The 13,210-nt window shown below is 64.0% G+C and carries 10 protein-coding genes and 1 pseudogene; 6 read left to right on the forward strand and 5 right to left on the reverse strand.

Annotated features, from left to right (window positions below; all coding sequences use genetic code 11):
- Positions 1–44 precede the first annotated feature (44 nt).
- Entirely contained in the window at positions 45–1,397 is a 1,353-nt protein-coding gene (hisD, locus tag RCJ92_RS00205) for a histidinol dehydrogenase (protein WP_138926464.1), read from the forward strand.
- 85 nt (positions 1,398–1,482) lie between these two features.
- Positions 1,483–1,971, forward strand: a complete 489-nt coding sequence (gene nrdR / locus RCJ92_RS00210; RefSeq protein WP_054821459.1) for a transcriptional regulator NrdR — start codon at positions 1,483–1,485, stop codon at positions 1,969–1,971.
- A gap of 112 nt (positions 1,972–2,083) precedes the next feature.
- Here the strand turns inward: nrdR and ppgK are convergent, their stop codons facing one another.
- On the reverse strand, positions 2,084–2,872 hold the full coding sequence (gene ppgK, locus RCJ92_RS00215) for a polyphosphate--glucose phosphotransferase (protein ID WP_138926463.1): 789 nt from the start codon (positions 2,870–2,872) through the stop codon (positions 2,084–2,086).
- A gap of 46 nt (positions 2,873–2,918) precedes the next feature.
- Positions 2,919–3,794, reverse strand: coding sequence for a type I methionyl aminopeptidase (map, locus tag RCJ92_RS00220; protein WP_138926462.1), 876 nt, complete (start codon positions 3,792–3,794; stop codon positions 2,919–2,921).
- 222 nt (positions 3,795–4,016) lie between these two features.
- Between map and RCJ92_RS00225 the strand changes: the two genes are divergently transcribed.
- The gene (locus RCJ92_RS00225) at positions 4,017–4,193 is read left to right on the forward strand and encodes an SPOR domain-containing protein (RefSeq protein WP_138926461.1); all 177 of its coding nucleotides are present in this window, start codon (positions 4,017–4,019) and stop codon (positions 4,191–4,193) included.
- Between the two features lie 73 nt (positions 4,194–4,266).
- Here RCJ92_RS00225 and panB read toward each other — a convergent pair whose 3' ends face one another.
- A complete protein-coding gene (gene panB / locus RCJ92_RS00230; protein WP_138926460.1) occupies positions 4,267–5,103 on the reverse strand; it encodes a 3-methyl-2-oxobutanoate hydroxymethyltransferase in 837 nt (278 codons plus the stop codon).
- A gap of 155 nt (positions 5,104–5,258) precedes the next feature.
- Between panB and glnA the strand changes: the two genes are divergently transcribed.
- Both glnA and RCJ92_RS00240 read left to right on the forward strand, forming a co-directional pair.
- Entirely contained in the window at positions 5,259–6,599 is a 1,341-nt protein-coding gene (gene glnA, locus RCJ92_RS00235; protein ID WP_138178035.1) for a type I glutamate--ammonia ligase, read from the forward strand.
- Positions 6,600–6,636: 37 nt separating this feature from the next.
- Positions 6,637–9,659 (forward strand): annotated as a pseudogene (locus tag RCJ92_RS00240) (bifunctional [glutamine synthetase] adenylyltransferase/[glutamine synthetase]-adenylyl-L-tyrosine phosphorylase).
- 6 nt (positions 9,660–9,665) lie between these two features.
- Here RCJ92_RS00240 and RCJ92_RS00245 read toward each other — a convergent pair.
- A complete protein-coding gene (locus RCJ92_RS00245; protein WP_279402430.1) occupies positions 9,666–10,031 on the reverse strand; it encodes a hypothetical protein in 366 nt (121 codons plus the stop codon).
- Positions 10,032–12,060: 2,029 nt separating this feature from the next.
- Between RCJ92_RS00245 and RCJ92_RS00250 the strand changes: the two genes are divergently transcribed.
- Positions 12,061–12,540: a hypothetical protein gene (locus RCJ92_RS00250; RefSeq protein ID WP_446753402.1), complete on the forward strand. Its 480-nt coding sequence runs from the start codon at positions 12,061–12,063 to the stop codon at positions 12,538–12,540.
- A 228-nt stretch (positions 12,541–12,768) separates the two neighbouring features.
- Here the strand turns inward: RCJ92_RS00250 and RCJ92_RS00255 are convergent, their stop codons facing one another.
- Entirely contained in the window at positions 12,769–12,954 is a 186-nt protein-coding gene (locus RCJ92_RS00255) for a hypothetical protein (protein WP_446753403.1), read from the reverse strand.
- Between the last annotated feature and the right edge of the window lie 256 nt (positions 12,955–13,210).

The raw sequence follows: 13,210 nt of genomic DNA on the forward strand, positions 1-13,210 counted from the left end.
TAACCATTGCCGCACCCGACCGCGGGCACGGTTAAACTGGACGGGTGACTTCCTCAGCTCAGAACCCCTTCCCGCAACTGGCCACCATCGACTGGCGGGCACGCCGGCTGGAGCGCGCCGACCTGAAGGCGCAGCTGCCACGGCCGGTGGTGAACTCGCAGACCGCCGCCGAATCGGTGCAGCAGATCATCGACAAGGTGCGCGGTGAGGGGATGCCCGCGCTGCTGGAACTGTCCGAGAAGTTCGACAAGGTGCGCCTGGAGCATACCCTGGTCCCGCAGGAGGAGCTGCAGCGGGCCCTGGATGAACTGGATCCCAAGGTACGGGCGGCGTTGGAGGAATCCATTGAGCGGGCCCGCGCCTTCGCCGCGGCTCAGGTACCCCAGGACGCGGTCGTGGAGTATCCGCACGGAGCCCGGGTCACCCAGCGCTGGGTGCCGGTGCGACGCGTGGGCCTGTACGTTCCTGGGGGACTGGCCGTCTACCCGTCCTCGGTCATCATGAACACCGTGCCCGCCCAGGCCGCCGGTGCCCAGTCACTGGCCCTGGCCAGCCCGCCGCAGCGCGAGTTCGGCGGCCTGCCCCACCCCACCATCCTGGCCGCCGCGAAACTGCTGGGCATTACCGAGGTGCACGCGATGGGCGGGGCCCAGGCCGTGGCCGCCTTCGCCTACGGGGTGCCGGCCACCGCCGATCCCCGCGGCGGCATTGAACCGGTCGACGTGATCTCCGGCCCCGGCAATGTTTTTGTCGCCACCGCCAAGCGTCTGGTCAAGGGCGTGGTGGGCATCGATGCCGAAGCCGGGCCGACCGAGATCGCGATCCTGGCCGACGCCAGTGCCAACCCGGACTTTGTTGCCGCCGACATGATTTCCCAGGCCGAGCACGACGAGAACGCCGCCGCGGTGCTCATTACGGATTCCGCGGAACTGGAACAGGCGGTCCGGGCCAGCCTGGAACGCCAGGTGGCGGCCACCAAGCACACCGAACGGGTCGGCGTGGCCCTCTCCGGCAGCCAGTCGGCGATCATCCTGGTCGCCGACGTGGAGCAGGGAATCGAGGTGTGCAACACCTACGCGGCCGAACACCTGGAAATCATGACCGAATCCAGCGCATTCGTCGCCTCGCGCATTACCGCCGCTGGCGCGATCTTCGTGGGGGACTACGCCCCGGTCAGCCTCGGGGACTACTGCGCCGGATCCAACCACGTGCTGCCGACCTCCGGGACCGCACTGCACGCCTCGGGCCTGAACGTGAACACCTTCCTGAAGGCCATTCAGGTCATCGACTATCCGCAGGCGGCGCTGGGGGAGGTGGCCGAACACGTCATCAACCTGGCCAACGCCGAGGACCTGCCCGCCCATGGTGACGCAGTCCAAATACGCCAGCGTAAATAGACGATAAACTGTTAGGTGACATCGGGTAACCGTGGCCGCAATGAGGGCCAGGGGGACCGTGTCCCGGAAACATCCTGGAGGTGCAATGAACTGTCCCTATTGCCGCAACCCCGACTCCCGCGTCGTCGACAGCCGTGTGGCCGACGATGGGGTGTCGATCCGCCGGCGCCGCCAGTGCACCGCCTGCTCCCGCCGCTTCACCACCCTGGAAACCACCAGCCTGAACGTGATCAAGCAGTCCGGGGCCGCTGAACCGTTCTCCCGCACCAAGGTCATCAACGGTGTGCGCAAGGCCTGCCAGGGCCGCCCGGTCACCGACCACGACTTGGCCGTGCTCGCCCAGGAGGTGGAGGAGACCGTACGGATGTCCGGGGCCGCGGAGATCCCGGCCCACCAGATTGGCCTGGCAATCCTGGAACCGCTGCAGCGCCTGGACGAGGTCGCCTACCTGCGCTTTGCCAGCGTCTACCAGGACTTCACCTCGTTGAGCGACTTTGAGTCCGCCATCGCCAAGCTGCGTGAGGAGCGCAGCGACCTTCCGCGCGGCAACCAGCGGCCACTGACCGCCGAATAGGGCCGCGGCTTGACGTCCGTGAGGCGGCTTAAGCAACAACAACCTCGACCAGTAGTTACTGGTCGAGGTTGTTTGTCTTCCACGGTACGTGCGCGGTGCTTTTCCTTGCGGGTCAGCGGATGCGCGAGGCCTGCAGGGCCGCGCCGATGATACCGGCGTTGTTCGCGTTGGTGGCCACCTTCAGCTCGGTGTCGATGTCGATCATTGGCACGAACCGCTCCGGGTTCTTGGAGATCCCCCCGCCAAGGATGAACAGCTCCGGGGAGAACAGGAACTCCAGGTGGCGCAGGAAGGCGCTCAGACGCTGGGCGTACTGGTCCCAGGGCAGCTCCTCGCGTTCGCGTGCCGCGGCGCTCGTGGTGGCCTCGGCCTCGGCCCCATTGAACTCCAGGTGGCCCAGCTCGAAGTTCGGCACCAGCTGTCCGTTGAACAGCAATGCCGAACCGATCCCGGTACCCAGGGTCAGGGTCATCACGCTGCCGGGCACGTTCCGCCCGGCACCGTACTCGCCCTCGGCCAGTCCGGCCGCGTCGGCGTCGTTGAGCATGACCACATCTCGGCCCAGCGTCTTTCCGAACAACTGCACCAGGTCGGTGCCGATAAAGGACTTGTCCACGTTTGCCGCGGAACGCGCCACCCCATGGTGCACAATGCACGGCACCGCGATCCCCAGCGGAGCATCATCCAACGGCGCGCCCTCCCGGCTGCGCAGCTCGGAGTAGATCGCGGCGGCCACCTCGGCGACAGCCTCGGGCAGTGAAGGCTTCGGCGTGGGCATCCGGAAACGCTTGCCCACCAGTTTCCCGGTGGTCAAATCAACGATGCCGCCCTTCATTCCGGTACCGCCAACGTCGATGCCGAACCCGAGGCGCTCCTGCTGTGAGGCGCGTTGCTGAACCATGAGGCTCCTTTCAGCCTTTAAAACACGGAAGGAAAATAAACCTCAGCTACGGCAAGGTCAGAATTTCGGCGCCATTGTCGGTGACCAGCAGCGTGTGCTCAAACTGGGCGGTTCGCTTCTTGTCCTTCGTCGTGACAGTCCACCCATCGGCCCACATGTCCCACTCGATCGTTCCGAGTGTCAGCATCGGCTCAATGGTAAAAACCATACCCGGTTCAATCAGCTGGTTGTAAGCCGGGGCCGCGTCATAATGCGGAATGATCAGCCCGGTATGGAACGCCGGGCCGACCCCATGGCCGGTGAAGTCACGCACCACGCCGTAGCCAAAGCGCTTGGCGTAGGCCGAAATGGTGCGCCCGATGACGTTGATTTCGCGCCCCGGCATGACCGCCTTGATGGCGCGCTTCAGCGAGTTCTCGGTGCGCTCCACCAGCAGGCGTGATTCCTCATCCACGTCTCCCACCAGGAAGGTGGCGTTGTTGTCGCCATGCACGCCGTCAATGTAGGCGGTCACGTCGATGTTGATGATGTCCCCGTCCCGCAGCACGGTGTCATCCGGGATGCCGTGGCAGATGACCTCGTTGATCGAGGTGCACACCGACTTCGGGAAGCCCCGGTAGCCCAGGGTGGAGGGGTAGGCGCCATGATCGATCATGTACTCGTGCCCGATCCGGTCCAGTTCCGCCGTGGTCACCCCCGGCTGGCAGGCCTTGCCCACCTCGGCCAGCGCCTGCGCCGCAATCCTCGAAGCGACACGGATCCGCTCAATCATCTCCGGGGTGTTGACGTCCGGGTGGCGGTGCGAGGTCGGCTCCGGCTTGCCCACGTATTCGGGGCGGGCGATATCCGCCGGCACCTTCAGTTGTGGGCCGACGACGCCTGGAGTGAGGTTTCCAATGGGGGCTGTTGCGGCAGTAGTCATATTTTTATTCTAGCCATGGCGCCCCGGCAGAATCTGCCTGCTGCGGCACACCCGTCGGGCTGGGAACGGTGCCACACCCGCTGGGGCGCGCTTCAAGGTTCAATGACAGCAACCCGACCGGGCACTAGGCTGGCGGTGAGAGCGGTGACTGTTCCACGCCACCAAAGGGGGGTGATGGGCGCGCCGCTGCGCCAAGAGCGGGCAACAAGGAAGGAAGAGACCATGAGCGAAGGCCAGTACTGGTACAACGTGGAAACCGGGGGCATCGAAAAAGGCCCGCAGTCCGATTGGACGAAACTGCTGGGTCCCTATGCCACGGAGGACGAGGCCCGCAACGCGATGGCCAAGGTCCAGGCGCGCAATGAGGCCTGGGACGCGGAAGACGAAGAGGACGAATAGCCGTTAAAACCGGCAGCGGCCGCCTCAGGGGGCGGCCGCTGCCGGTTCCGGACGCGCCGGGTAGGTTTTGTGGCTACTTGTCGAATTCGTACTGCGCGCTGGGGAAGCTGCCATCGGCCACATCCCGGTGGTACTGGCCCACCGCCCCGGAAACGATTTCACGCAGGTTCGCATACTGCTTCACGAAACGCGGGGTGCGCCCGGAGCCCAGGCCCAGCATGTCCTGCCACACCAGCACCTGCCCGGTGGTCGAGTTCCCGGCGCCGATGCCGATCGTGGGCACGCGCAGCGCCGCCTCCACCTTCGCGGCGGCCGGGCTGGGCACCATCTCCAGCAGCACCGCAAAGGCGCCAGCATCCTGCAGCGCCACCGCGTCCTCAAGCAGCGCATCGGCCGCGTCCCCGCGGCCCTGCACCCGGTAGCCGCCCAAGGCGTGCTCGGACTGCGGGGTGAAGCCGATGTGAGCGATCACCGGCACCCCGGCTCCGACCATGGCGTGCACGTGCCCGGCATGGCGGGCGTCGCCCTCCATCTTCACCGCGTGCACCCCGGCTTCCTTCATCAGCCTGACCGCCGATTCCACCGCCTGGGCGGGGGACTGCTCGTAGCTGCCAAAGGGCAGGTCGGCCACGACCAGCGCCCGCCTGGCGCCGTTGACCACCGCCTTGGAGAAGGTGATCATCTCATCCATGCTGATGCGCAGGGTCGAGTCGTAGCCCAGGACCGTGTTCGCCGCCGAGTCGCCAACCAGCAGGATCTCGATGCCGGCCTCGTCGAACACTTCGGCCAGCATCCGGTCATAGCAGGTGAGCATCGAGAACTTCTCGCCGCGTTTCTTCGCTTCGGCCAGGTGCCCGATGCGGATGCGTGCAGGGCGCGTGGCAGGGTCTGAGAGATAGGGTTGAGGCATAGCAAGACCTTAGCGCACTTGGGCCCGGCAATGCCCGCTGGCATGGCCGCTTGCACCGGCGTCGCGGTGCAAAAACGTATAGTCTTGCAACAGAGCAGAAATGGCCGCGGCGAGTCAGGCCCGGCGCACGCACCCGACAGGCAAGGCGGTAAGAGATGGATCGTCAGCAGGAATTCGTACTGCGCACCATTGAGGAACGCGACGTCAGATTCGTGCGGTTGTGGTTCACCGATGTGGTCGGTTCACTGAAGTCCGTGGCACTGGCACCGGCCGAGGTGGAGGACGCGTTCGCCGAGGGGCTGGGCTTTGACGGTTCCTCCATCGAGGGGCTCTCGCGCATCTACGAATCGGACATGCTGCTGCAGCCGGATCCCTCCACCTTCCAGCTGCTGCCCTGGCGCGGTGAGGTGGAGCCGACCAGCCGCATGTTCTGCGACATCCTCACCCCGGAGGGCACCCCCTCCACCGCGGACCCGCGCCACGTGCTCAAGCGCCAGCTCGACGAGGCCTCCAAGCTCGGCTTCACCTGCTACACCCACCCGGAGATCGAGTTCTACCTGCTGCAGTCCGCCGAGCTGGGACCGCACGGGCGCCCGGTGCCGATCGACAACGCCGGCTACTTCGACCACGTCCCGGACGGGGTTGGCCAGGACTTCCGCCGGCTGTCGGTGACCACCCTGGAGGCGCTGGGCATCTCCGTGGAGTTCTCCCACCATGAGACCGGCCCGGGGCAAAACGAAATCGACCTGCGCTACGCCGATGCCCTGCAGACGGCGGACAACATCATGACCTTCCGCACCGTCATCAAGGAGATGGCCATGCAGAAGGGGCTGTACGCCACCTTCATGCCCAAGCCCTTTGCCGAACACCCCGGCAGTGGGATGCACACCCATTTTTCACTCTTCGAAGGCGACTCCAACGCCTTCTTCGAGGCCGGGCGCGAATACCAGCTCTCCGATGTGGCCCGCTCCTTCATTGCCGGCATCCTGCACCATGCCAAGGAGCTGACCGCGGTCACCAGCCAGTTCGTGAACTCCTACAAGCGGCTGTGGGGCGGGGGCGAGGCCCCCAGCCACCTGTCCTGGGGTCACAACAACCGCTCCGCGCTGGTGCGGGTGCCACTGTACAAGCCCGGCAAGGGCCAAAGCGCCCGGGTGGAATACCGCGGCATCGACTCCGCCGCGAACCCCTACCTGGCCTACGCGTGCCTGCTGGGCGCCGGGCTGAAGGGCATCCACGAGGGCTACGAGCTGGAGGACCCCACCGAGGATGACGTGTGGAGCCTGTCCACCGCCGAACGCCGCGCCTCGGGACATGACCCGCTGCCCGGCTCGCTGCACGACGCGCTGCGCACCCTGGAGGACTCGGAGCTGATGGCCGACATCCTCGGAGAGCAGGTGTTCAACTCCTTCCTGGCCAACAAGCGGGCCGAATGGGAGGAATACCGCCAGGAAATCACCCCCTGGGAGCTGAACCGCTACCTGGGCATGCTCTAGGGCCAGACCGGCACAACGGGGGAAAGAAGAAAGGCAGATGACACCGAGTTCGCGGGAACTGATCAACGCAGGCTTCCTGGACACCACGCGGGCCAAGCAGTTCCTGGACTCGCCGGAACTAGCCGATTTGGACCGCGGCCTGATCCTACGCAGCATGGCCCACGCCCCGGACCCGGACCAGGCGCTGCTGCTGGCCGTGCGCCTGGTGGACAAGCACCCGCAGGCCGGCAGGCTGCTGTGCGAACCGGACAGCTGTCAGGCACTCATCCGGCTGCTGGGGGCCTCCGACGCGCTGGGTGAATTCCTGATCCGCTGCCCGCAGGCCCTGCAGGTCATTACCCACACCCCGCAACTGCATTTCCAGCCGCGCCCGCCCCAGGCGCTGACTGAACAGCTGCTGCAGGCCGTGGAAGCCTACCCCAGCCCTTCGGGACACTGGGTGGCGGGGCAGCGCGGGGAACCGGCCCGCCGCGCCCTGCGCACCGCCTACCGCCTGGCCCTGCTGGACCTGGCCTACCGGGACCTGGGCTCCAGCCAACCGCAGCACATCCTGCCGCAGGTCGCCGCCGAATTGGCGGACCTGGCCGCCGCGGCCCTGGAAGCGGCGCTCGCCGTCAGCCGGGCCGAAGCCGGTGAACAATACGGAGAACACCACGTCGACCAGGTGCGCCTGGCGATCATCGGCATGGGCAAGTGCGGGGCCCGGGAACTGAACTACATCTCCGACGTGGACGTGATCTACGTGCACCAGGGAATGGGGGAACTGTCAGAACAGCAGGCCACCGAGATCGCCACCACCCTGGCCAGTGGCACCGCGCGCACCATCATGCTGCCCGGCGGGGAACCGCCGCTGTGGGAGGTGGATGCCAACCTGCGCCCCGAAGGCAAGGAGGGGGCACTGACCCGCACCCTGGCCTCCCATGAGGCCTACTACCAGCGCTGGGCGCATTCCTGGGAGTTCCAGGCGCTGCTCAAGGCCCGGGCCATTGCCGGGGACCGGGAACTGGGCGAACGCTACGAGCGGATGGTCTCCCGATGGTCTGGTCCAGCTCCGAACGCGACGGGTTCGTGGAATCGGTGCAGAAGATGCGCCGCCGGGTCAGCGCCAACATCGCCAAGGACGAGGTCGAGTGGCAGATCAAGCTAGGCCCCGGGGGGCTGCGGGATGTGGAGTTCACCGTCCAGCTGCTGCAGCTGGTGCACGGACGGGTGGAACAGGCGCTGCAGGTGCCCACCACCACCCTGGCCATCCAGGCGCTGAGCGAACTGGGGTTCATTGGACGCACCGACGCGATGAACTTCGATGAGGCCTACCGCTTCCTGCGGCTGCTGGAACACCGCATCCAGCTCTCCCAGCTGCGCCGCACGCATCTGATGCCGCGCACCGAACACGCCCAACGGGTGCTGGCCCGGGCCATCCGCAGCGCCGGGGACACCCGGTTGACCAGTGCCGCGCAGCTGATGCGGCGCTGGAATGAAACCAAGCGGCTGGTGCGCTCCTTGCACGAACTGATTTTCTACCGCCCACTGCTGGTCACCAGCTCGAACCTGACCACCGAAGAGGTGCGGCTGACCCCGGCCAGCGCCCAGGCGCGGCTGCGCGCCCTGGGGTATCTGGACCCGAAGGCGGCCATGCGCCACATTGAGGCGTTGACCAGTGGCGTCTCCCGTTCGGCGGCGCTGCAGCGCCAGCTGCTGCCGGTGCTGCTGGGCTGGTTTGCCGAGGGTGTGGACCCGGACGCCGGGCTGTTGGGCTTTCGGCGGCTGAGCGAATCGCTGGGCAAGACCCACTGGTTCCTGGGGATGCTGCGTGACACCAACGCCGCCGCCGAACGACTAAGCGCACTGCTGTCCAACACCCGTTTTCTGACCGACCTGCTGGCCGTGGAATCCACCGCCGCGGCCTGGTTGGGCAATGACAGCGCCCTGCAGCCGCTGGACCGCACCGCCCTGGAGCAGCAAAGCGATGCTATTATCCGGCGCAACCGCCAGCCGGACACCGCGATCCGCCAGGTGCGGGTGGCCCGGCGCAAGGAATTCCTGCGCGTCGCCCTGGCCGACGCGGCCGGGCTGATGAACGTCTCCAAGGTTGGCCACGCGCTCTCGGACATCGACGCGGTCGCCGTGGAGGCCATTTTGCGGGTGCTGCGCGCCGCGGATGTTGCCGAGCACGGGGAGCACAGTGACCTGGTGGTCATCGCCATGGGTCGGCAGGGCGGGCAGGAGATCGGCTACGGCTCCGACGCGGACGTCATGTTTGTCCAGCGCCCGGTGCCCGGGGCGGATGGCCAGCAGGCCCAGGAACAGGCGCTGCGCATCGTCACCGCGCTGATCGCCGCGGTCTCCCGGCCGCTCAAGCCGGCCATCCCGGCGGAGGTGCGCCTGGTGATCGACGCGGACCTGCGCCCGGAAGGAAAGACCGGAGCCCTGGTGCGCAGCCTGGACTCCTACGCCGAATACTATGCACGCTGGGCCGATGTGTGGGAACGCCAGGCACTGCTGCGCGCCCGGCCGATGGCCGGGGACCGGCAATTGGGTGAGGACTTCATCGCGCTGATCAACCCGGTCCGCTACGGCGGGGGACTGGATGAGGCGGAGGTCAAGGAGATCCGCAAGATCAAGGCCAGGGTGGAGGCCGAACGCCTGCCGCGCGGCGCCGACCCGGCGCGGCACCTGAAGCTGGGCCGCGGTTCACTTTCGGACGTGGAATGGCTGGTCCAGTTCTTCCAGCTGCAGTACGCCTGCGAACACGAGCAGCTGCGCACCACCACGACCCGCGCCGCGCTCAAGGCCTTGGCGGAGCTGAAGTACCTGTCCAAATCGGAGGTCAAGACGCTGGACATGGCATGGACCCTGGCCACCAAGGTGCGCAGCGCCGAAATCATCACCTCCGGGCGCTCCAGCGACGTGCTGCCGCGCTCGGCCCGGGACATGGAGGCGGTGGGACGCTGGTGCGGCTACGAACCGAACCAGGGCTACCAGCTGGAGGACGACTACCTGAAGGCCACCCGGCGGGCGAGGGCAATCTTTGAAAAGCGCTTCTACGGTTTCGAGGACTAGGGGCGGTTAACCCTGCGCGCGGGTGAGCCGGCCAGTGGTGTCCGGCCATTGCACCACGGCCCGGGCCCCGGCCACCAGGGCCTTGGCACGCAGGGCATCGGCAAGCACGATCCCGTTACCGCCCACCTCCAGGATCGCCAGGTCGCCCTCCAGCCCCGGTGGGGCATCGCGCAGCCGCCAGTTGGCTGCCAATTCGGCGATGCCGCGTTCCAGCAGCAGCTCTTCACCGGCGTGGAAGTCACACGCCGGACCCACGGCGTGGCCGAGAACGCTGCGCGGCTGGACGGTGTCGAAGTCCTCGGTCACCGGTTCCAGATAGCCGACGACCTCGCGGTCCTCACGGGTGACCGGCATCCACTGGGTGCTATCCATGCGCCTCACCTTAGCAGGCAGGCACGTTACGACGGCGGGCTACGGGTGCACCAAAAACCGCAGGCATCGCGCGGGCAAGGGCCCTGGCGATGCCTGCGGTAAATTTTACGCTCGTCCCACCGCGATCCGAGGGGCGGATGACGGCGTCTTGGGCTAGCAGCCGTAGTAGAGCTCGTTCTAATAAACAGCCTATGGCCATAGTTGGGGAGTGTTGGTTTCCGCATGATTCCGGGGGAGAAGCCGATGGTCCGCACTAGCTGTTATTGAGCCAATGCGGACCTTTTGCGGACTATCTGCGGACTTAAATGTCGAAGTGTCTCGCCTCTCAGTTGTCGTTTGGAGTCTCGCCCCGGCTTGTTTCGGACTGAATGACCGGCGCGGGGGTGTAGCGCGAGGTGTGGCCGTCGGACACACCTGATTTCCGCAAGTCCTTGGCAACTGCCGAATGCTGGACACCAACTATCGGCGCGATAGCCCTAGTCGACATGCACTCATGGCTGTCCCCCAGCTGCTCTCTCACCTGCTGGGTGCCCCTGTAACGCTCTGCCCCCTCTACATCTTCCATGTCCGTGCCTTGGGGGCATGGGCGGGCTGGGATGCGCTCACAAGCCCGTCTTGTGGGTGTTTCGGAGCCTATTCTCTCGGCGCGTTCCTGCTCTCCTAGCGCCTAACCAGTGAGAGCGCGGTACAGACATAGCAACATTTAGCCCCATACCGCTGGGGCACCGTATCTCAAGGCCACGGGTACGGGTTCACCTTCAGCACGCTCTCATTTCGAGGGGGTGCTACTGGTGCTACTCCGAATGATGGTTGCCGGGGTTCGGAGTGCTGTTGTGGTGTGGGGGATCAAAGCAAAGGCAGCCCGTAGGCCCGCTAGCCCGAAGGGCCAATAGGTAAGGATGAACTTTCTAACCTACCTACTAGGATTATCTCGCGCATACTGAATCAGGCTTGAAACCGTGCGCCTGTCTTTCTTGCCTTTGAAGGTCTTATGTCCGCAGGTAGCAATTGGTCTAATCCATCTGCCTTCGTTGCCGACCTTCCCTAGTGTTACTCCTAGGCCGCGTGCATCGAGCGTAACCCTCGCTGTTTCCCCTGGCCCTAGTCGAATGGGTAACTCGTGATCGAGCGGGCTAGATTCGAGTCGGGCAAAAGTTCTCTTTCCAGGTAGTGACAGATCAAGTGCAGATAGTTCTGTCACCGCTGTTCTGCTCCGATTGGTCGCTTCGATCCCTAGACGGTCATTGTCCATCTCCCCCATCTCATCGATAGGGGTAATGAAACAGAGCTTGAGCGCTATTCGCAGTCGGTCAGACCAACGGAACCACAGAGTCAGAACCATCGATAGCCCCGAGATGATTATCGCCAGGACGGGCAATATAGAATCCCACGCAGTTCGGACCAGTTCTACGTGCACAACATCATTAGCGCTCACGGGACGAGACTAACGCATCGCACGGCAATTCCTTGCGCAGTCGCCCGCGTGCTCATTCCCTAGATATCTCGCTCGGTACTTTTGGACAGATCCGTCAAAAAGTTCTTTTTACGGTTGATCTTGAAAAGCGATTGCGTCACTAAAAGTGCCAGAATCACCATCTTGCTGGACTCCGCAAAATGGAATACTTCCGGTCAAATCTGAGTAGAAGGCGATCACGTCCGGAAAACGGACACAACAACCAACTTTGCGGGATCCCGCAAAATTCAAGACTTCCGCGTTCCCAACGCGAAAGGGTAGGCGGTGAGCGCACACCCTTTTTTTCGTGACGCTGCGCAAATCATCTTGCCGGCCCCGTCAAAAAGTAACTTTTCAGTGTTGACCCCAAAAAGGGTACGCGCTCAGTGCGTACCCCCTCATTTCAAATGCGACCCGTCCGAACCGGGGGGGATATTTTCAGCTATGGCAGAGGGGCTGAGCAGAGTAACAAGCTAACCCCTCTCCCCCTATAAGGTGAAGGTGTAACAATCACCTTCTTGTCACCCCCGTGGACTACGGTTCGAACTATCCGCACACAACATTCAGGAGGAAACCGTGGGTCGTCAGGAATTTGTAAACTTCAGCAAAGAGATAGCATCGAACTTTCATCAGGGCATCGACGATTGGTATGCATTCCAACAATCAGACCTAGACCGCACATGGAAAATACTAAATTCCTTCGCGCACGCCTTGAACGGCGAAACTGTTGAATACTTCAGCGGGCGCATCCATGACGCTGTTGCAGGTGACATTGAGATAGCTGCCTACACGACTCGCTTCCTGATCTATTTCCGGGGCGTTCCTGGCGAACACGGCCCTAGCTATCATGTAATCCCCCGCGCTTCGCTAACGGGACTTCAGATCATCTCTGCGCCCACAATGATCACCTCACACACAATGGGGCTGGACCCGCAACCCGCATACCAGGTGACTTATGCCGATCAAACCAATTTCGCGTTGCCACTGGTAGCCCAACGGAGAAACGATGATCTGAACGCCTTCGCACCAACGCTGTGGGAAGACCTCATCAAGTAGGAAACAAAAAAATGCCCCGAACCTCTCGCAAGGAGAAGCTCGGGGCATTTTTTGGGAAACAGCAAAGTCGCTACAGGTGGGGGTGTTTCCTTTCAAGTAAAAGCAACCATATTTCTGCTGCTCCTGGTGCTGGCAGGTCTTCGCAACTTCTACTGGGATGCTCGCTGCCATCGTTCGGCACTTACCTTGTTGCAGCCCGCCGCGACGTTAACACCAATAAAAAACTGGTTAGACCGAATAAGGATCGAGCAACGGCTCATCCGGTGCCAGGGTCGCCTCGCTAAGCGAGTTCAGACCAACCGGCTGATACTTATCTACCCATTCGCGCCGGGAAGCACGCCAAGCCTGTTCGCGCTGGTAAAGGCTTCCACCAACCCAATGCCCGGGATCAAAAACCTTCAAATGCTCCGGCATGTCAGCAAGACTGAACTTCCCGGCTGGTGCTGCCGGTTGCCTACGCCTAGCCATGCTTCTTAGCACCGCCATAAACTCCACGTAACGGCCTAACATTCGCCGGCAGGTCATCCTCCAAGCCAGGCAACGCCAAGGTCGCCAGGATTCGAGCTAAAGCCAACCGTTGCGAACGTGCTTCACCAATTGCAGGGTGCAGCCGTGAGCCCTGAGAGCTGGGAATCATCACACCATCCCTGGACACTGCGTTATCAAGATC

This window comes from Glutamicibacter sp. BSL13, assembly GCF_052928425.1.